The following is an 18,792-nucleotide window of genomic DNA, read 5'->3' on the forward strand; positions in this document are numbered from 1 at the left end:
CCGCGGTTCAGCGGCCGCCGTCGAGGGCGTCCGCGAGGACGTCGTGGCGGTGGTGCAGCCCGGGCTCGTTCCGGCCGAACACCAGGTTCGCCCGCGCGCCGGAGGCCAGGTTCGCCTGCACCCGGGCGGCCAGCGCGTAGTCCTCGTCGCGCACGGCACCGTGGGCGTACTCGAAGATGCTCCGGGCGGCCTCGGCCATTCCCGGCTCGCTCACGTCCATCGACGACGCGTTCTGGTGGACGGTCACCGAATGACCCGGGCGCTCCCCCGGATACACCCGGAAGATCTCCCCGTTGGCGACGGTGACCGACAGAACGATGTTGGGGAACAGGGCATAGATCAACACGAGGTTGTTCAGCGGCACCCACTCCTGCTCCGGCTGGTTCGCCAGGTCGGTGATGTGCCTCATCGGGAAGATCAGCCGGTGGTGGCGACCGAAGGAATCGAACAGGGCGCAGTTGCTCTTCGTGATCTGGCCGAAGGTGTCCCGATGCACCGTGGCGAAATGGTAGCTCTCGGCGAAGGTGTCGAGCGCCAGTTTCCAGTTGACCGGCGCATCGAGAACCTTTTCGCCGACCGGCGCCCAGTTCCCGATTCCCCAGGAGGCCAGTTCCGGGCCCAGCGGGCCCAGATGCGCGTCGACGTCCAGCGGGCCGGCCTGGGGATCCAGCCCGACCCACAGGAAGCCGGAGTGCTCGGCCGCGGGCAGCTCGGTGAGCTGGGCCTTTCCGCCGAGCGTGGCCGGGAAGCCCTCCCGCCCCGGACCGCCGACGAAAGCGCCGTGTGCGTCATACGTCCAGGCGTGCCAGGGGCAGACGAAGCGTTCGGCCGTGCCGCAGCCGGTGGCGAGCGGGGCCTGACGATGCAGGCAGATGTTCTCGAAGGCGCGGATCGCGCCGTCCGTGCCGCGGGTCAGCAGCACCGGGACGTCCATCACCGTCTTTGTGCAGTAACTGCCGGCCGCGGGCAGCTCGGAACTGTAGCCGACAAGCTGCGGTGACCGCCGGACGAGCTCGCGTTCTTTTTCGAACTGTTCCGAGCAGGTATATGCCTGGGCGGCCACGCCACCTTCTGCAGGTGTCATGTCGGTGGTTCTGTCGATTGCTGTCTTCAGCGCCCGTCGGGTGAGATCGACGAGTTCGTCGCGGTCGATGTGAGGCCTCCCCAGAATCGATGACGTCGCCAGCCCGCAGGCCCGGGCGGCCCGACGCGATCAGTAGCCTGAATTGTATGTGCCTACCACGAACGGTTCCTGACGGGCCTAAGTTCCCAGCCGGACAGGAAGGGTGGCACTCCTGTGCGTCACGGGCCTGTGGGGCGACTGGGGCGAACGGGGCGGCTCCGCCGTCACAGCGAGGCGTGCGGGCGGCCTGCCGGGCGGTGGATGGCTCTGCCGTGCTGTGATCTGTGGCGAACGGCGGGGATCCGCGTCGCGGTCGCGCGACGCGCTCCCCGGTGCGGTGGCGGCGGCACCGTGTGGCCCGGATCACGGTGCGGGCTCCTGGTGCGTTTGCCGCCGGCGAAAAGGCGCCCGGTCAGGTGGGTCTGCCCGTCCACCGTTCACGCGGACGAGGTTTCCGCCGACCGTGACGCCGGTCACGGAAATGCCCCGCAAGTGATCGCCGTCACGCATTCCTGTCGCGTCCGGGACTCATTTCTGCGCAATGTGGCCCACGACATAGACGTGGCTAACACCGGACCTCGGTCGACCCCCGTGAGTGCGTCGGACGTCACGTTCGCGACCGGGATTCTTTCGGGATTGTGAGTCATTATGGATATGGCGGTGGAAATAGCGCCGCCGCTGGACAAGTCGCAAGGAGGCAGCCATGAACCTCTTCTTCTCCGACCACTCCGGCCTGTACCGGAAGCTCGCCGCCCGGCGTGCCGTTCGCCGCGTTCGTCACCAGTTCGAGGAGATCCTCGAGTCGGCGGACACCTCGCCGGGCCTGCGGCAGGACATCCAGGCCCTCTACGCCCGTCAGGACTGGGGTATCCCGGCGAAGTCGCCGCGGTAAGCGCCTCGGCAGTGGCAGTTGGAGCGGTGAACGGACTCGGACCTGGACGGGCCTCGGCTTCGCAGCGGCGGCCGGCCGTCTCGGTCTCGGCCGCAGTGGTGCAGCCGAGGTGGTGCAGCCGCATTGACGGAGTCCTGAAGGCGCGGTCGCGGCGGAATCGGTGCCGCCGCGACCGCGCCGCGGCTGTGAGCCGTGGTTGACCACGAGCTCCCGGAGAACCAGCTCGTGAACCGATGCGGCGCCCGGGTAGGTCCTTGCCGCCGGCCGTTTCCGTCGCTCACTGCTTCTGGCAGCCGGTGAGGAGGATGAGGGCGACGGTGTCGTACGCCTCGGTGGGTGTTGCGTCTCTCACCCGCCCCGCGGGGCGCCGGATACCCATCCCACCAACCTCGGGGACCGATGCAACCCCATTGGCGAAACCCTGAGAAGCGGCGGACCTGGGTCATCAACATCGGCCTGGCGGTCCGTGGTCGCCCGTCAGCGGCAACCTCAGCCGTCGCCACCCGGCTCCGCGGCGACCAGAATCCTCGTCTGATCACCCTTCGCCTCTTCGGATACCGGAGTGGGCGGGCAGGGACGTGGGTGGAACGCTAGAACCGCGTTCCGAAGGCTGCGCGCAGCGCGGTGATCTTGTCGTCGCGCTCCCGGCCCGCCCACGGGGTGCCATGGGCGGCCCCGGTGGTGCCGGTGTTGACGGTGGCGCCGTGACCTGGGACCGATCCCCGGTGCCGGCGCCAGCCAGCCTGGCCGGCGGTGCAACGTCCGGCAGCCGCGGCGAGAGAGCCGCCCGCTGTCGCTGTCGCCGGCGCGGCTGTGGCCGTCGCGGTGGCGGCGGCCGAGGTCGGCATCGGGGCCGGACCTGAGGTCGCTGCGGCGGCGGCCGGCTGGTGGCGCAGGCGGACGGGTACCCCGGCCGCGCGGAGCGCCGCGGCGTATGCGACGCCGTCGTCCCGGCGCCGATCCCCCTCGAGGACGGACACGTAGGCCGGGGGCAGCCCCCGCAGGTCGGTGGCCCGGGCTGGAGCCGCGTAGGCCGGCACATCGGCGGTCCCGGCAAGGTCCGGGCCCAGATAGGCATCCCAGCGGGCACCTGGGGCCTGGCCTGTGAGATCCACAGGGGCCGGCGTGGCGCCGGCACGTCGGTCGTCCAGCTCGGGGCGGCAGAGGCACTGGAAGCACAGGGCCGGGCCGTTGCGGTCCCGAGTGAGCAGCGTCAGCGCCGCAGCCAGGCCGGCGCCGGCGTTCACCCCGTGCACGGCGATCCGCCCGGGATCGATACCGAGGCGCTCGGCGCGGTCGACGGTCCACAGCAGGGCCGCGTAACAGTCCTCGATCGCGGCCGGGTACGGGTTCTCGGGGGCGAGGCGGTAGTCGACCGAGATCACGACGGCGCCGAGCGCCCGGCTCAGCTCGATGTTGGCCCGGTGGTCCGTGCCCAGCGCACCCGCGACGAATCCGCCGCCACGAAGATGCAGGACCGCCGGGGTCGGCCGGGTGCCGATCAGCGGTGTGTAGATGCGCACTGCCACGTCCGGTGCGTCCGGAGGGCCGGGAACGCTCGTGTCGGTGATGTTCACGCCGGTCAGGTCGATCTCGCGGGTCGCGGCGAGGATCAGCTCCATGGCCCGGGCTCGGCTCGCGGTGATGTCGTCGAGGACGGCGAACGGCGTGATCTCGACCAGCGCCGCGCGCTCGGAATCGAACCGGTAGGGCATCGCGTCCTCCAGCACCAGTGTCGGGCATCCGCAGCCTGAATCCGCCCCCTTGCGCCCAGACCATGCCCATCGTGACCCCGGAAGCGGGTGACGAGGCCCCGAAACCCGCCTATCTGCCGGATCGGCATTCCGGGTGTCCTCGGGAGAGGATTCTGCGCGGTGTCACCGCCTGTGCCGCGCGTAATGGCGCGCGGCCAGGGCTGCCGGGAGTCCGGGTCGGCGACGGGGAAGGCTCACTGGTTGGTGAGCCGGTCGGCGATCTGGTCGACGAAGCCCTGCTCGATGTCCGGCGGCGGCACGTTCTGGACGTTGATGACCTCGAGCTGGACGGCCACCTCGCCCACGTAGAAGTAGAGCGTGTCGCGGACGTAGCCGTAGGTGCCGTACTGGTCCGTGACACCCAGTGAGGTTCGGATGAGCGCGGTGGCCCCGCGCGGCGGGGGCGGGGTCTCGACCGCGACGAGCTCGTAGGTGTATCCGTTCTCGTCCGGGCCGGCGAACTGCTCTTCCAGTGCCGCGCGGTAGCAGTCACCGAACAGGGGGCTGGTGACAATCTCGGCGTTCTGGCGGATCTGGCTCGCGGGCAGTATCTTCGCCCGGCTGACCGCCTGGAACTCGGATTCCTCGGTGCTGGTGAACAGATCGCCGGTGGTCTCGTCCGAAGGTGCCGGCGGGTCATATTCCGGGAAACCGGCGCAGGCGGCGACAGCGGTTTCTATCGCGCTGTCGCCGTCGCTGTCCGGATCGTCCGCGCCACCCGAGCTCTCGAAACCCGCGGTTTCCGGACCCGCTGCGAGCACGTAGTCCGCCGCGCTCAGCTGGCTTGCCGGTGCGGCGGTGACCTGCGTTGATGGGGTTTCCGGCCCGGTCGGGGCAGGCTTCGTCGCGGGTCGGGCGGTCGGTGACGCCGTCGGCGTGCTGAGCGTGAGGGAGCCCTCCTGGCATCCCGTGAGCACGGCTGCCAACGCCGACGCGGCGATTGCGCCGAGCACGGGTCGTCGCCCGCCCCAACCCTGCCGAATGCTGCCCATCTCCGACCTCCATGAGGTTCGCGCAGCCGTCACGCGAACTGCGTGAATACCTTGCTGACAAGGAACACCATGCCGGAGAAAAGCGAGTGGGAGTGCATGCCTCGGATGTCTTTCATGGGACATGGGATGGGCCCGGAATACCCGCCGGGGCAATTTCGCGGGGTGGCTTCCGGGCCCCTCTCGTGGTGCCGCCCTTGACAGGAGGGTGGCAGCCGGCTTGCCGGTTCGGCACGTTACGGGGAGTGAACGATCGGGATGGATCCGGGGTGTGCGGCCGCGGCCACGGGGGGTCCGCCGAAGAGGTCCAGCCAGGCGTGGACGGTGTCGGCGGTGGATCTGGCGTGCTCGTTGAGCATCGACTGGTGGCTGCCCGCGGCGTGCACGAGGTCGAAGTCGAGATCCCAGGTGTCGGCTCCGGCCGCCGACACCGCACCCGCCGGCGTCGGCCTCGGTTCGCCCCCGGTGTGGGACGCCCGGGTGTGGGCGGCCTCGGCCGGGGTGGGCGACGCCGAGGCGGCGTTGCGGCGGGGGAGGCCCTCGGTGGCGCGGACCAGGACGATCGGTGTGCGCACCGGGGTCGGCCGCCAGCCCTCGAACAGGTCCAGGTAGGCGCCCTGCGCGGTCACCTGCGCCTCGGTCATGAGCGCGAACGCCTGATCGTTGACGGCGATGCCGCGCAGCTCCTCGGCGACGTCCGCGTCGGGGATCGCGTCGCCGGGCAGCCAGGTGTCGAGCAGGACGACGGCCGCCAGCGCGATCCCCCGTGCCTCCAGCCGGGCCGCGACGGCGTGGGCGAGCCACCCGCCGGACGAGTAGCCGGCGAGCGCGACCGGGACGTCCGCGAAATGCCGGGCCATCGTGTCGGCGTGCAGGTCGACGACGAGATCGGCGGTCGCCGGCAGCAGCTCGCCGTCACCGAAACCGGGGTGGGCGAGGGCATGGACGTCCCGGCGGCCGTGCAGGTGCAGGGCGAGGCGGGCGAAGGTGTGTGGTCCTGACGGGGCCACCATCGACGGGAGGCAGACCAGCGCGGGGCCGGCCGGACCGGAGGCGAGCGTGACCGGGGATGGCCGGTGGGGGAGTGCGTCCGGGCTGGTGAAGGTGGGCCGCAGCCGCGCGGCGGCACGCAGCACACCGATTCCCGCCGCGAACTTGCCGTCGGCACACGCCTGGCGGTAGAGCTCCCGCACACCGCCGGGCGCGGAGCCGGCTGCGGTGGTGATGCCGCCGCGGTTGCCCGGCGCGCCCCACCCGCTTTCCGGTCCCGGCCTCCGGCCCATTTCCGGCCCCGGTCCCGGCCCCGGGCCCATGCCTGCCGCGCGATCCAGGCCGCCGGCAGCGCCTCCGCTCGTGGGCGGGTCCGCGCTGGCTGCCCGGGCGGCGAGCAGTGCCGCGAGGTGGGCCGCCAGATCGGCGACGGTGGGGTGTTCGAAGACGACGGTCGTGCTCAGCCGAAGGCCGGTCAGCTCGGCGAGTCGGCGGCCCAGCCGCACGGAGGCGACGGAGTCGAAGCCGATCTCCAGGAAGCGTCGGGCGGTGTCCACGTCCGCCGGGTCGGCATGCCCGAGAATCTCGGCCACCGCAGCCCGGACGAGATCGTGCAGGACGCGCCGGCGCTCGGCGGCCGGCAGCGCGCCGAGGCTGACGGAGGTGGGCCGGCCCGGGTCGGAGCGGTCCGCGGCCTCAGCGGTGTCCTCGGCCTCTCCGGCCTGCCGGGTCGGCCAGGCCTGCCGGGCCTGCCCCGGCGCCCCGCCCGCGGTGGCCGTCGAGCCGGCGGCGTTGGCGGGCTGGGTGGTGCCGGGCCGGGAGGGACCTGTGCTCGCGGTGATCTCGTCGAACAGCCGGGACGGCCGCGCGGCGGTGAAGACCGGCAGGAACAGCTCCCAGTCGACGTCGGCGAACGTGACCACGTCTCCGCTCGGGTCCGTTGCCTGCCCCATCAGCGCGGCGACCGCGTCATCGGCGGGCAGCGGACGCAGACCGCGACGCTGCAGGTACGCCTGCCGGGATGGCTCGGCGGCCATGCCCGACCCCGCCCACGGGCCGTAGGCGACGCAGGCGGTGGGCAGGCCGGCGGCCAGCCGGAACGCGGCCAGCGCGTCGAGATAGGCGTTCGCCGCGCTGTAGGCGCTCTGCCCGGAGCTGCCCCACGTCGCCGCGATCGAGGACAGCAGCAGGAGAGGGACGTCGCCTGCGATCCGGTGCGTCAGCTCGGCGGCGGCGGCCTTCGGCGCGAGGACGCCCGCGATCTGGTCGAGATCGAGCTCGTGCAGCGCCGCGGTGGGCCCGAAGACGCCCGCGGCGTGGACGACCGCCCGAAGCGGCACCTCCTGGTCGGCGACGAGGCCGGTCAGGAGCGCGGCCAGCTGGTCGCGGTCGGCGGTGTCGCAGCGACGCACCACGACGTCGGTCCCGTGCCCGGCCAGCTCGGCGCGCAGGGCTGCCGCGCCCGGCGCGTCCGGGCCCCGGCGGCTCGCGAGCACCAGTCGCCGGGCTCCGGCGCGGGCGAGATCACGGGCGATCCGCGCGCCGAGCGCCCCTGTCCCGCCGGTGACCAGCACGGTCGCGCCACGCACGTCCCAGGTGGACGGACCCGCCGTGCCCGCTGTGCCCGCCGTGCCCGCTGTGCGCGCCGTGCCGGGTGTGGTCGTGGTGGTCGCCGGGGTGGCGTCGTGGACGAGGCGGGGCACGAACAGCGCAGACGTCCGTACGGCGAACTGGTCCTCGCCCTGGCCCAGGGCCAGCGCGGCGCCGAGCCAGGCGAGCGCGGAGTCGTCCAGCGCGGGAGGCAGGTCGATCAGCCCGCCCCACACCTCGGGGCGTTCGAGTGCCAGGGTCCGTCCCAACCCCCACAGGGGCGCCCCGGTGGGGTCTCGGACGGGGTCGTCGGTGCCGGTGGTGACCGCCCCCCGGGTCAGGGCCCACAGCGGTGCCCGCAGCCCGAGGTCGTGGTGCGCCTGCGCGAGCGCGCAGGTGAGCGCGAAGCCGGTGGTCAGCGCCGGGTGGTCGGGATGCGCCGTGGTGTCCATCGGGAGCAGGGCGAGCACGCCCCCGCGGCCGACGGCGGTCGTCGGCGAGTTCGGTGCCGCAGGCGAGTTCGGTGCCGCCGGCGCCCTCGTGGCTGCCGGCGCCCTCAGGGCGTCGAGCTGGGCGCCAAGGCAGGCGTCGAGACGGGCGCGCAGCCGCGCGCGGTCGGCGTCGGTGTGCTCCAGCTTCAGTTCGGTGGTGGTGGCACCGAGGCGTTCCAGAATCCAGCGGATGCGGGAGACCTCCTCGTCGCCGACGCCGGCGGGAGGCCGCAGCACGACCCAGGGGCCTGACAGCGGTGAGCCGGAGCCGCCGGTGCCGGTGAGTGCCGCCGCGTCGGCGAGTGCCGCGGCTCCGGTGAGCGCGGCGTTGGCGGCGTCGGGCAGCGCGCGCCAGGCAGTGTGGTAGCGGGCCGGGCCCGGGGTCTGCGCCGAACTGTCCGTGCCGTGGGCTCCGGCCGGGGGCGCGGCGGCGGGGGCGGACGGCTCCATCCAGTACCGCCGGCGCTGGAACGGATAACTCGGCAGATGCAGCCGCACCGGCCTGGTGGCCGCTCCCGGCGAACGTGCGACCCACGTCTGGGCACGCCCCTGGGGGACGAGCTGCGGATCGAGGCGTGGATCGAGCTGCGGATCGAGCTGGGGCTGCGGTCGGAGGTCGGGCTGGTTCGCAGGCTCCCAGGCGATCGCGATGCCGTGGGTGTGCAGCTCGGCGAGGGCGTGGTGCAGCGCGGCGGGCTCGGACCGCCCACTCGCCGCGACACTGACCAGCCGCGGCATCGGCCCCCGTCCACCGTCGCGGGTGGCGGTGCCGTCGATGCCCGCACCGGCTCCGACACCTCCGACGGCTCCGACACCTCCGACGGCTCCGACGGCTCCGACGGCTCCGGTGACGCCGTCACCGGCGACTCCGTCATCGAGGACTCCGTCGTCGAGCACGGTGTCGTCGAGCACGGTGTCGTGGAGGTGGAGGGCGAGCGTGGCCCGTGGACCGATCTCAACCCAGGCCGCGGGGCCAACCCGGCGGGCGCGGGCGACGGCGTCGCGGAACCGGACGCGCTCCCGGAGGTGGCGCACCCAGTAGCCGGGCTCCGTGACCTGGACGGGTGCCTCCGGGTCACCGGCCAGATGTCCGGTCAGCGCCGAGAGGAGCGGGACCGTCGGGGTGCGGCAGGTGACGCCGCGGACGACGTCGGCGAAGCGTTCCAGGACCGGGTCCAGATGGGCGGAGTGGAAGGCGTGCCGGACCGCGAGCCGGCGCGTCGGGCGGCCGCGCGCGGCCCAGTGCGCGGTCACGGCGGCGACGGCGTCATCGTCACCGGCGATGACCACCGAGGTGGCGCTGTTGACCGCGGCGATCTCGACACCGTCGAAACCGGCCAGGGAGGCGCCCACCTCGTCCTCGCTGGCACTCACCGCGGCCATCGCGCCACGGCGGGCGCCGCCCATCAGCCGGCCGCGGGCGGCGACGACCGCGGTCGCGTCGGTGAGCGTCCAGACGCCGGCGACGTGCGCGGCGGTCAGCTCGCCGATGGAGTGGCCGAGCACGAGCCGGGGGACGAGCCCGAACGTCTCGAGCAGGCGGAACATCGCGACCTGGTACGCGAACAGGGCGCACTGGGTGTACAGCGTCTCGTCGAGCAGCGCGGCGCGGCGGGTGCCCGGCGCGGCGAACATGACGTCGCGCAGCGGCTCGTCCAGGTGCGGCGCGAAGTGCTCGCAGATCGTGTCGAGGGCGCGCGCGAAAATTGGGTAGGTGGCGTGGAGACGTCCGCCCATACCGGGCAGCTGGCTGCCCTGCCCGGTGAACGCGACGGCGGGCCGGGCACCGGTGGGGTCGGCCGGGGCGCTGCCCCGGACCAGCGCCGGCGTGGTGCCGCCGGCCGCGAGGGTGGCGAGTGCCCCGGCCAGCTGCGCCGTGCGCGCCGACGACGGACCGTCGAGCACGACCGCCGCGCGGGTGGGCAGGGCCGCGCGGCCGCCGTTGAGGGTGAGTGCGACGTCGTCGCAGCGCAGTTCGGGCTGCCGGCGCAGGTGCTCGGCGAGTCGCGCCGCGTGCGCCCGCAGCGCGGTCTCGCCGCGGGCCGAGACGACCACCGTCACCGGTGCGGGTACGGATCCCTCCGGCGCCGGCATGCTCCGGCCGCCGTGGCGCGCGATGTGCCGGCTGCCGGCGCTCTGGGCGGGGATGCTCTGCGTCGGGATGCTCTGGTCCGGGGTGCTCTGGTCCGGGATACGCGGTGCTGTGGGGGGCTCGGCGAGGATGACGTGCGCGTTCGTCCCCGAGATGCCGAACGCGGAGACCGCGGCCCGCCGCGGGCGGGCACCCGCCGGCCAGGCGACCGGCGCGGTCAGCAGCTCGAGGGCGCCGCCGCTCCAGTCGACGTGCGGGGTGGGGCGGTGATGTGCAGGCTCGCCGGCAGCAGCTCGTGGCGCATCGCCTCGACGAGCTTGATGAGGCCGGCGACGCCGGCGGCGGCCTGGGTGTGGCCGATGTTGGACTTCAACGAGCCCAGGTACAGAGGACGTCCGGGCGGTCGGGAATCGCCGTACGCGGCGAGCAGGGCGCGGGCCTCGATGGGATCACCCAGCGGAGTGCCGGTGCCGTGCGCCTCGACGGCGTCGACGTCGCCGGGCGCCACGCCGGCGTCCGCGAGGGCCTGGGCGATGAGGCGCTGCTGGGACAGCCCGTTGGGCGCGGTCAGCCCGTTGCTGGCCCCGTCGGAGTTCACGGCGCTGCCGGCGATGACGGCGAGGACGGGCAGCCGACGCGCGCGGGCCTGCGACAGCCGGGTCAGGACGACCACCGCGGCGCCCTCGGCCCAGCCGGTGCCGTCGGCGTCGGCGGAGAACGCCCGGCACCGTCCGTCGGGGGCCAGGCCCCGTTTGCGGCTGAACTCGACCAGCATCGCCGGCGTGCTCATGAGGGTGACCCCGCCGGCGACAGCGAGATCACATTCCCCGCTGCGCAGCGAGGCCGCGGCCAGATGGACGGCCACAAGGGAGGCGGAGCACTGGGTGTCCACGGTCAGCGCGGGGCCTTCGAACCCGAACGTGTAGGAGACCCGCCCGGCGATCACCCCGAGCGCGTTGCCGGTCAGCAGATGGCCCTGCAGGTCGGCGGGAGCCCGGTGCCAGGCCGACCCGTAGTCCTGCAGGGACACCCCGGTGAACACGCCGGTACGGCTGCCGCGCAGCGACACCGGGTCGATCCCGGCGTGCTCGAAGGCCTCCCAGGACACCTCCAGCATGAGGCGCTGCTGCGGGTCCATCGCGACGGCCTCCCGCGGGCCGATCCCGAAGAAGGCCGCGTCGAACAGATCGATGCCGGGTAGGAAGCCGCCGCCGCGGGTGTACGTGGTGCCGGGGTGGTCCGGGTCCGGGTGGTGCAGGCCGGCGAGGTCCCAGCCGCGATCCGCGGGCAGCGGCCCGGTGACGTCCCGGCCGGCGGCGACCAGCTCCCACAGTGCCGCCGCGGAGTCCGCGCCCGGAAGGCGGCACCCGGTCCCGACGACGACCACGGGGTCGGTCACCGGCCCGACCGCCGAAACGCCTGGCGAACCGGCCATCGGGCCGGTCGCCTGGCCGCCTGCCCGGCCGCCTGCCCGGTCGGTCAGCCGCGTGGTCACCGGGGCGGCCGTCGGGTCGGACTGGGAGGACGCGCCGCGGGCGGCGTCCTCGCGCCAGCCGAGGACCGCACCGCGCAGATGCGACGCGACCGCCCGTGGGGTCGGCCGTTCGAACAGCAGCGTCGCCGGCAGCGCCACGCCGGTCGCCGCGGCCAGCCGCTCGCGCAGGGCGTCCGCGGCCCCGCGGTAGATGCCCAGCGCTCGCCAGGGCGCACCGCGGTCGACCGTGGTCGGCTCGCGGCCGCTCACCGCGACCAGGTGGTCGACGACCAGCGCCAGCAGGGCGTCCACCTGGTCGGCCGGGTCCAGGCGGACGATCCTGGCCCGCCAGGCGGCCCGGACCTGCTCGGCGGGCGGGCCGGACGGGTGCGGCTGCGGGTTGCTGTTGTCCATCAGGACCTCCCGAGGGGGCTGACGCCTTCAGGTGTCCGGCGCTTTTCGGTTCTTTGTGGTTCCTTTCGGCTCCGGGATTGTTTCGTCGTCTTTCGAGTTACTCCCGGGGCCTGCCGGAAACTGAGAGGTTCCGCTGTTCCCGCGACCGGATGCCACCGGGAGAACCGGCCGGCATCCGACGTCCGGCGGTGAGTTCCGGCGTGCCGAGGTTCTCGCGGGCCACGATCCGGGATTTCAGCGTTCAGGTTGGATCCCGTCTCCGGGTGGCCCGTGGCCACGCCGCCGGTTTACGTCGGTGGGCAGCCACTCGCGAATTCTGCCGGAGCCCGGCGTCGGCTCAAAACGGCGATGGCGCTGACGGGCTACGCCGAACGGGTTTGCCGGTGGTCCGTCGGTCCCGGCCGGTCAGGGCTTTCGTCGGGCCGTCGGGTGGGAGACGGCACAGCTGCGGGTGGCGCTCTAATACGTTCGGGCCATTGGTTGGCACCGACGGATTGTCGACATCACCGCCGATCCGTAGTGTCGCTTTCCGCTGTTACCGGGTTCATCACGCACCGACGGCGGGCCGGGTTCCTGTCGGTGGGGGCCGTGGGCTGCCCGAACAGCCCGGCCACCCGGGCTGACGGGGTTCCCGGGCTGACGAATGCCCGAGCCGTCACGTCACCGGCCCGGCGGTGCGGAGTGCGGCGGTGTACCGCTGTCTCCCGACCGAGGAGCGAGGACGCGCATGCGAAAGATCATTCCGCGGGACGCGGGCCGTGACGACGGGCGGTCCGCGGCGGCACGGCGGCTGAGCATGGTGTTGGGGCGCCGGTCAGCCGGGCGGTTCGCCCAGCGGCGGTCGAGCATCGAGGTGGGTACCGACTGGCGCCGGTGCGGTGCCGGGGACGGCGGCTGCGGGGTGCTGCTGCCGCTGAGCCAGCCGACCTGCCCCCGCTGTGGTCGGACGAACCGCGAGGACCTGGCCCCGCTGGACCTGCGGCGCGCGCTGCTCGCCCCGGATGCCGGCGAGGACACGGTGAGGATCCTGCGTCCCGCGGCCGTGACCTCGGCCGTGACCTCGGCCGTGACCGCGACCGCCCCGGCTTCTGCGGCCGCCGCGGTTTCGGCCACTTCGTCGTCCCCGTCGTCCCCGTCATCCCCGGCCACACCGGGTGACTCCTGCGGGTGAACGCCTGCCCTCCGGCCCGCGATTATTCATCGGAAAGTGCCCTCAGCTAACCCAGGACTCGATGTCGAGCGTGGTCGGAGCATCGAAATGTTCGCGCGCTGTGAAACGATAAGGGCATGTACTCCGCCGAGATCAATCGCAAGCAGCCGGCATGTCTGCTGCTCGTCATCGATCACTCGACGTCGATGGCAGAGACCTGGGCCGGTGGAACAATGAGCAAGGCTGACCAGCTCGCGCTCGCCGTCAATCGGCTGCTCGGTAACGCGGTGTTGCTCTGCAGTAGGGGTGACGATCGGGTCTACGACTATTTCGAGGTAGGAATTCTGGGCTATGGGCGGGGGGTCGCGCCGGTCCTGTATGGTTCGAGCGTGAGTCGCCCGCTGCTGCCTATCAGCGAGGTCGCGCTGAATCCGAACCGGGTCGACCATGTCCTGCGGAAGGTGCCTGACGGCGCGGGCGGCCTGGTCGAGGTGCAGACCCCGATACCGGCCTGGGTCGATCCGGTGGCGGACGGGTGGACGCCGATGGTCGAGGCACTGCGGGTCGCCGCCTGGGTCGTCGACGGCTGGTGCCGCACCCACACCGCCAGCTTCCCGCCGATCGTGGTCAACGTGACCGACGGGCAGAGCACCGACGGTGATCCGCGGGCGGCGGCCGCCCAGGTGCGGGCCGCGGGCACGGCGGACGGCAACGCGCTGCTGTTCAACGCGCACCTTTCCGCGACCATGCGTCGGGCCGTGACCTTCCCCCGGGACCGCGCGGACCTGCCGGGCGAGTTCGCGCAGGTGCTGTTCGACATGTCCAGCCACCTGCCGCCCGCGATGGTCGCGGCGGCGGACAGCCTCGGCTATCCCGCGACCGCCGGGTCGAAGGGCTTCCTGTACAACGCCGACGTCACCGCGCTGATCGAATTCCTCGACATCGGTACCCGGGCGGTGACGCCGACGGGCCTGCGTGACCTCACCGTCGGGCCACGGTCGAGCGGATGACACCCGTGTCCGTCACCGTCCCCACCGCGGCTCCGGCCGTTGCGGAGGGCTCCGCCGCGTGCGCCGGCTCCGCTGCCGTCGACCCCGCTGTTTCCGCCGGCTCTGCTGTGTCGGCCGGCTCCGTCGGGGCGGCGCGGCTCACGGTGACGTCCCGCACGGTGGCGAAGCTCGGCCGCGCCGACGAGGAGAACGAGGACTGCTGCGCGGCCTGCCCCGAACGGGGGAGGTTCGCGATCGCCGACGGTGCCTCGACCTCGGCGCGTCCCGAGGTCTGGAGCCGGCTGCTGGTGCACGCGTTCGTGTGCGAGGCCGTCGACCCGCTGGCCCCCGAGGTGCTGGCCGGGCTGCGGGAGCGGTGGTGGGAGCAGGTGAGCCGGCCGGGCCTGCCCTGGTACGCGCGGGCGAAGCTGCAGTCGGGGGCGGATGCGTCCTTTCTGGGCCTGTGTGTCGACGTCGAACGCCGGCGGTGGGCGGCGACCTGCGTCGGTGACTCCTGTGTGTTCCACCTGAGCGGTGGACGGACCCGCGCCGCCGGCCCGGTGCTGCGAGCCGAGGACTTCTCCCGCTTCGCGCAGCTCGTCGGCAGCCGCGGCGCGGCCGTTCCCGCTCCGACCGTGCTGGGCGGCACCTACCAGCCCGGGGATGTGTTCGTGCTCGCCACCGACGCGCTCGCCCGGCTGCTGCTGCGCGCCGACGCCGACCGCGGGCGGATGCCCTCGCCGGGCTGGCTCGCGCACAGCGCCGGCCGGTTCGCCCGGATGGTCGCCGCTTACCGCCACCATGGATGTCTCGCCAACGACGACACGACGCTCTGTGTGGTCCAGACGTGACTGCGAGTTCTCTCGGGTGTCTGCTCCGCGAGGGCGGGCACGGGTGTGTGCGGGCGTCCGCATGAAGCTGCCCACCCTGATCGACTACCAGCAGGCCGTCCAGGTGCCGCGGCTGGCCTTCCTGGACGACCAGCTGCGCCAGAGCGTGCCGCGGCTCACCCCGCTGGGCATGCCGGCGGTCGCCACCGGCGGCTTCGCGCTGACCTTCGACGTCAGCCACGGCCGGCGCCGGTACGCGGTGCGCTGCTTCCACCGGCACAGCGACAACCTGGAGCTCCGCTACGCCTGCATCGCCGACTTCGTGCGTTCCGCGGCGCTGGCGTTCCTGGTGGACGTCGACTACCTGCCGGCCGGCATCCGGGTCGGCGAGCGTGCCTGGCCGATCGTGCGGATGGAGTGGATCGACGGGGTCCGCCTCGACGACTGGGTCCAGGAGAACCTCGACCGCCCGGCCCGGCTGGATCGGGCCCGGGTGAGCCTCAACTCCGCCGTCGCCGAGCTGCGGCGCCGCGGTGCCGCGCACGGCGACCTGCAGCACGGGAACATCCTGGTGCTGCCGGACTCGTCCATCCGGCTGGTCGACTACGACGGGATGTACCTGCCCGCCCTGGGCGCCCTGGGCGCGTCCGAACGCGGCCACCGCAACTACCAGCATCCGGACCGTTCGAACCAGTACGACGTCACGCTGGACCGGTTCGCCCAGGAAGTCATCGTGGTGTCGCTGGCCGCGCTCGCCCGGGATCCGCAGCTGTGGCGCGAGTTCAACACCGGCGAGAACCTCATCCTCTCGGCGGCCGACTTCGCCGACCCGGGAGCGTCGGCCCTGTTCGCGCGCCTCGAACGGATGCCGGTCGTCGGCCCGGCCGCCCGGCGGCTGCGCGACGCCTGCCTGGTGGACTACTCCGACGCCGGCGCGATCCTCGACGGCCAGGCGCACGTCCACTACGCTGCCGCGGCGCGTCCGGCTGCTCCGGCTGGTTCGGCGCGTCCCGCCGGCGCGGCTGGATCCGCTGGCCTGCCGGGATCGGCCGGTGTGGCGGGATCAGCCCGGTCGGTCGGTTCGGGCCCTGCGGGTTCCGTGGGGGTCGTCAGCACCGTCTCGGCGGCCCGGTACCTGCGTACCCGCCCGCTGCATCGTGCGCCCGTCGTGGCGCCCTCCGTGCTGTCCGCGCTGGACCGCTCCGGCCTGCTGGTGCGGCGCGGCCAGGAGGCGATGGTGGTCGGACGGGTCTCCCGGGTGCGCCAGTTCCGCCGGACCGGGGCGGTGACCGTCCTCGACTTCGCCGACGGTCACCGCGGCGGCGTCCCCGCGGCGGGCGGCTTCCACGTGGTGGGGTGGGATCGGGTCAGCCGGGAGCTCACCGCAACCCACGGGGACCTGGCCGCCCTGGAAGGGGCCTGGGTACGGGTGACCGGCCAGATCGCGGTGGACGAACGGGGCGCCGCGGCGTACGACTCCGGCGGCTGGGTGCCACCCGAGCCCGACGCGGACAGGACCCGGCCCGCCCGGGCGACCCGCCCGGGCCGCACCGCACCCGCGCCCCGGATCGAGCTGCGGCGCGGGAGCCTGCTGCGCCGGCTGACCGAGCGGGAGGCCGGCAGCCTGCTGCACCGCCCGAGCAGCGTGCCCGCCGCGCCCGCCACCCGTTCGGCCTACGGGTCCGGCCCGGTGCTGCCGCCGCCGCGGCCGGTGCTGCCACCGCCGGTGCCCGGCCCGGCGGCAAACCGCGCCGGTTCCGGCTCCGGGCCGTGGCCCGGCTGGAGCTGAGCTGGACCGAACGGGTGGCCGAACCGCCCGTTCGTGGGGTGGCCACGCCGACGGCGAGTGATCCCGCATGATCCGGCATGGTCTGGAATGGCCGGTGCGGTCCGGTGCCCTCGGGCGTCAGCCGGTGCGGTCAGCGTGGCAGGGGCGGCAGGGGCAGGGGGAGCGCGGGCAGGCCGTCGATGCTCGTGCCGTTGTGGGTCTTCTGCTCGCAGTAGGCGGCGAACTCCTCCTCCGTCTTGCGGTCGAAGTACCTGGTGTGCAGGTCCCGCTCCTCCTGGTACTCCATGAAGGGGACGGCGTAGCCGCAGCTGTCACTGATGGTCCGGGCCCGCACGACGATGATCGCGCGCAGTCCGCCCGCGGTCGCCTGCTCGGCCGGGAAGCGGCTGAGCAGCTCACCCCAGCGCGGGTCGTCACGGAACACCGGCTCCCCCTCCCCGTGCACCCGCAGGATCTTCGGCGGCCCGTCGAAGGCACACCACATGAGCGTGATCCGGCCGTTCTCCCGCAGGTGCGCGATGGTCTCCGCGTGGCTTCCACCGAAGTCCAGGTAGGCCACGGTCCGCTCGTCGAGCACCGTGAGTGAACCGTCCCGGCCCTTCGGCGAGAGGTTGATCCGGCCCTGCGCGGACAGTGGCGCGGACGCGACGAAGAAGATCCGTTGAGCCTGGATGAACGCCCGTAGCCGGTCGTCGAGGAGCTCGTAGGTCTGTCCCATGGCTGAAGTATCCGCACCGGCGGCCGGTATCGGCGTCCCGACAGGTGTGTGGGTAGCCAGGTGGTGACGGCGTATCTAGCTGTGGGGGTCTCGGCCCCACGGTCACCGTGCGGCGCAGGCCGGTGCCGTCCAGCGCAGCTGTCCGATGACGAGACGATCCGGTGGTGGCGGTGTTTCCCTCCGACGGAACAGCACAGGAAGATCACGATCGGAGGATCTGGTGGCGTTGAAGCCGCTGCGGGCGGGCGACCCGCTCGTGATGGGGCCGTACCGGCTGGCGGCCCGCCTCGGCAGCGGTGGGATGGGTGTCGTCTACCTCGGAGTCGACGGGCGCGGGCGGCAGGGCGCCGTCAAGGTGCTGCGCGACGAGTACCTGGAGGACGAGGGGTTCCGGCGGCGGTTCACCCGGGAGGCGGCCGCGATCGCGGCGATCGACAGTCCGCGGGTCGCCCGGCTGCTGGACGCCGGCCCCGACGGCGACCAGCCGTGGATCGCCACCGAGTACGTCCACGGGCCCACCCTGCTGGGCGCCGTCGCGGCGGACGGGCCGACCCGGCCCGAGACGCTGCGTACGCTGGCGACGGGCCTCGCCGAGGCGCTGCGCGCCATCCACGACGTCGACGTCGTGCACCGTGACCTCAAGCCCAGCAACGTCATCATGGGCGCGGACGGGCCGAAGGTCATCGACTTCGGGATCGCCGTGGGCCTCGCCGGCGCGATGACGGCGTCGGGCGTGGTGCTGGGCAGCGTCGGCTACATGGCCCCCGAGCTCATCTCGGGGGACTCCCGGCCGGGCCCGGCGGCCGACGTCTTCGGCTGGGCGCTCACGGTCGCGTTCGCCGCCACCGGCCGCGCCCCGTTCGGGGACGGCCCGCTGCAGACGCTGGTGCTGCGCACCGTGCACGGCGACGCCGACATCGACGGTGTTCCGGATGACCTCCGCCCGGCGGTCACCACCGCGCTGCGCACCCGGCCCGAGCTGCGCCCCAGCGCCGCGGACCTGGTGAGCTGGCTGGCGTCCGGGGACGTCCCCGCGGGCATCGAGCTGGCGGCGGAACCCGCACCGGCCCAACCGGCTGGGCCGGCGGCCGAGACATCCGGCCTGGCCGAGGCGTCCCGCGTGGCCGAGGCGTCCGATGAGTCCGAACGGGCTGGACAGGCCGAACGGGCCGAGAGGGCCGGGGCGGCGGAAGCGACCGGGGCGGCGGAAGCGACTGGGGCGGCAGGGCGTGCGGGTGGTGCCGGACGGCGGCCGGGGGGTGCTCATCGGGCCGGCGGACGCCCGCGCGGCGACAGCGCGCAGCAGCGGGCCAGGTCGTTGGCCGCCCTGGACATCCTCGTGGGAACCAGCTCCTCCGCGCCGGCCGACCCGGCGGGCGAGGACCCCGCGCCCGACCGGCCGGCGGTGCGCCGGCGCCGGCATCCGGTGACCGCACGCCGCTTGGTACCCGCGGTCGGTGTGGTGGCGATCGCCGCCGCGGCGGCGAGCATGGGTGTGGTGCCGAGC

Annotated in this window: 10 protein-coding genes and 1 pseudogene; 6 read left to right on the forward strand and 5 right to left on the reverse strand. The window is 73.5% G+C overall.

Features of this window, described 5'->3' with window-relative positions; genetic code table 11:
• Positions 1 to 7: 7 nt before the first annotated feature.
• Positions 8 to 1,153, reverse strand: coding sequence for an aromatic ring-hydroxylating dioxygenase subunit alpha (locus tag FREUN1FDRAFT_RS13990; protein ID WP_369809794.1), 1,146 nt, complete (start codon positions 1,151 to 1,153; stop codon positions 8 to 10).
• Between the two features lie 673 nt (positions 1,154 to 1,826).
• On the opposite strand from FREUN1FDRAFT_RS13990, the gene FREUN1FDRAFT_RS13995 reads away from it, so the two are divergent.
• Positions 1,827 to 2,015: a hypothetical protein gene (locus tag FREUN1FDRAFT_RS13995; protein WP_006540724.1), complete on the forward strand. Its 189-nt coding sequence runs from the start codon at positions 1,827 to 1,829 to the stop codon at positions 2,013 to 2,015.
• Between the two features lie 590 nt (positions 2,016 to 2,605).
• Here the strand turns inward: FREUN1FDRAFT_RS13995 and FREUN1FDRAFT_RS14000 are convergent.
• The 3 genes and pseudogenes from FREUN1FDRAFT_RS14000 to FREUN1FDRAFT_RS14010 form a co-directional block, all read right to left on the reverse strand.
• Positions 2,606 to 3,745: an alpha/beta hydrolase fold domain-containing protein gene (locus tag FREUN1FDRAFT_RS14000; RefSeq protein WP_232295183.1), complete on the reverse strand. Its 1,140-nt coding sequence runs from the start codon at positions 3,743 to 3,745 to the stop codon at positions 2,606 to 2,608.
• 218 nt (positions 3,746 to 3,963) lie between these two features.
• Entirely contained in the window at positions 3,964 to 4,761 is a 798-nt protein-coding gene (locus tag FREUN1FDRAFT_RS14005; RefSeq protein ID WP_006540728.1) for a hypothetical protein, read from the reverse strand.
• A 233-nt stretch (positions 4,762 to 4,994) separates the two neighbouring features.
• A pseudogene (locus FREUN1FDRAFT_RS14010) lies at positions 4,995 to 11,809 on the reverse strand (type I polyketide synthase).
• A 727-nt stretch (positions 11,810 to 12,536) separates the two neighbouring features.
• Here FREUN1FDRAFT_RS14010 and FREUN1FDRAFT_RS14020 point away from each other — a divergent pair.
• The 4 genes from FREUN1FDRAFT_RS14020 (at position 12,537) to FREUN1FDRAFT_RS14035 (ending at position 16,567) form a co-directional block, all read left to right on the forward strand.
• Complete coding sequence (locus tag FREUN1FDRAFT_RS14020; protein WP_006540732.1) at positions 12,537 to 12,980, forward strand: hypothetical protein; 444 nt, start codon at positions 12,537 to 12,539, stop codon at positions 12,978 to 12,980.
• A gap of 116 nt (positions 12,981 to 13,096) precedes the next feature.
• Positions 13,097 to 13,969 carry a vWA domain-containing protein gene (locus tag FREUN1FDRAFT_RS14025; protein WP_006540733.1) on the forward strand — a complete coding sequence of 291 codons (873 nt, stop codon included), beginning with the start codon at positions 13,097 to 13,099 and terminating at the stop codon, positions 13,967 to 13,969.
• A complete protein-coding gene (locus FREUN1FDRAFT_RS14030; RefSeq protein ID WP_006540734.1) occupies positions 13,966 to 14,799 on the forward strand; it encodes a hypothetical protein in 834 nt (277 codons plus the stop codon). Before FREUN1FDRAFT_RS14025 ends, FREUN1FDRAFT_RS14030 begins: the two co-directional genes overlap by 4 nt.
• 61 nt (positions 14,800 to 14,860) lie before the next feature.
• Complete coding sequence (locus FREUN1FDRAFT_RS14035) at positions 14,861 to 16,567, forward strand: DNA-binding protein (RefSeq protein ID WP_035951553.1); 1,707 nt, start codon at positions 14,861 to 14,863, stop codon at positions 16,565 to 16,567.
• A gap of 130 nt (positions 16,568 to 16,697) precedes the next feature.
• Here the strand turns inward: FREUN1FDRAFT_RS14035 and FREUN1FDRAFT_RS14040 are convergent, their stop codons facing one another.
• On the reverse strand, positions 16,698 to 17,285 hold the full coding sequence (locus FREUN1FDRAFT_RS14040; protein WP_006540736.1) for a pyridoxamine 5'-phosphate oxidase family protein: 588 nt from the start codon (positions 17,283 to 17,285) through the stop codon (positions 16,698 to 16,700).
• A gap of 220 nt (positions 17,286 to 17,505) precedes the next feature.
• Here FREUN1FDRAFT_RS14040 and FREUN1FDRAFT_RS41460 point away from each other — a divergent pair.
• The coding region (locus tag FREUN1FDRAFT_RS41460) for a serine/threonine-protein kinase (RefSeq protein WP_006540737.1) at positions 17,506 to 18,792 on the forward strand (1,287 nt) is incomplete at its 3' end.

Origin of the sequence: Parafrankia sp. EUN1f (assembly GCF_000177675.1) — a bacterium.
GTDB lineage: Bacteria > Actinomycetota > Actinomycetes > Frankiales > Frankiaceae > Parafrankia.

What these genes read in the sequence shown, in the direction of transcription:
- FREUN1FDRAFT_RS13995 (WP_006540724.1), top strand. Translation starts at nt 1,827, where the DNA reads ATGAACCTCTTCTTCTCCGACCACTCCGGCCTGTACCGGAAGCTCGCC.
- FREUN1FDRAFT_RS14005 (WP_006540728.1), bottom strand. Translation starts at nt 4,761, where the DNA reads ATGGGCAGCATTCGGCAGGGTTGGGGCGGGCGACGACCCGTGCTCGGC.
- FREUN1FDRAFT_RS14020 (WP_006540732.1), top strand. Translation starts at nt 12,537, where the DNA reads ATGCGAAAGATCATTCCGCGGGACGCGGGCCGTGACGACGGGCGGTCC.
- FREUN1FDRAFT_RS14025 (WP_006540733.1), top strand. Translation starts at nt 13,097, where the DNA reads ATGTACTCCGCCGAGATCAATCGCAAGCAGCCGGCATGTCTGCTGCTC.
- FREUN1FDRAFT_RS14030 (WP_006540734.1), top strand. Translation starts at nt 13,966, where the DNA reads ATGACACCCGTGTCCGTCACCGTCCCCACCGCGGCTCCGGCCGTTGCG.
- FREUN1FDRAFT_RS14035 (WP_035951553.1), top strand. Translation starts at nt 14,861, where the DNA reads ATGAAGCTGCCCACCCTGATCGACTACCAGCAGGCCGTCCAGGTGCCG.
- FREUN1FDRAFT_RS14040 (WP_006540736.1), bottom strand. Translation starts at nt 17,285, where the DNA reads ATGGGACAGACCTACGAGCTCCTCGACGACCGGCTACGGGCGTTCATC.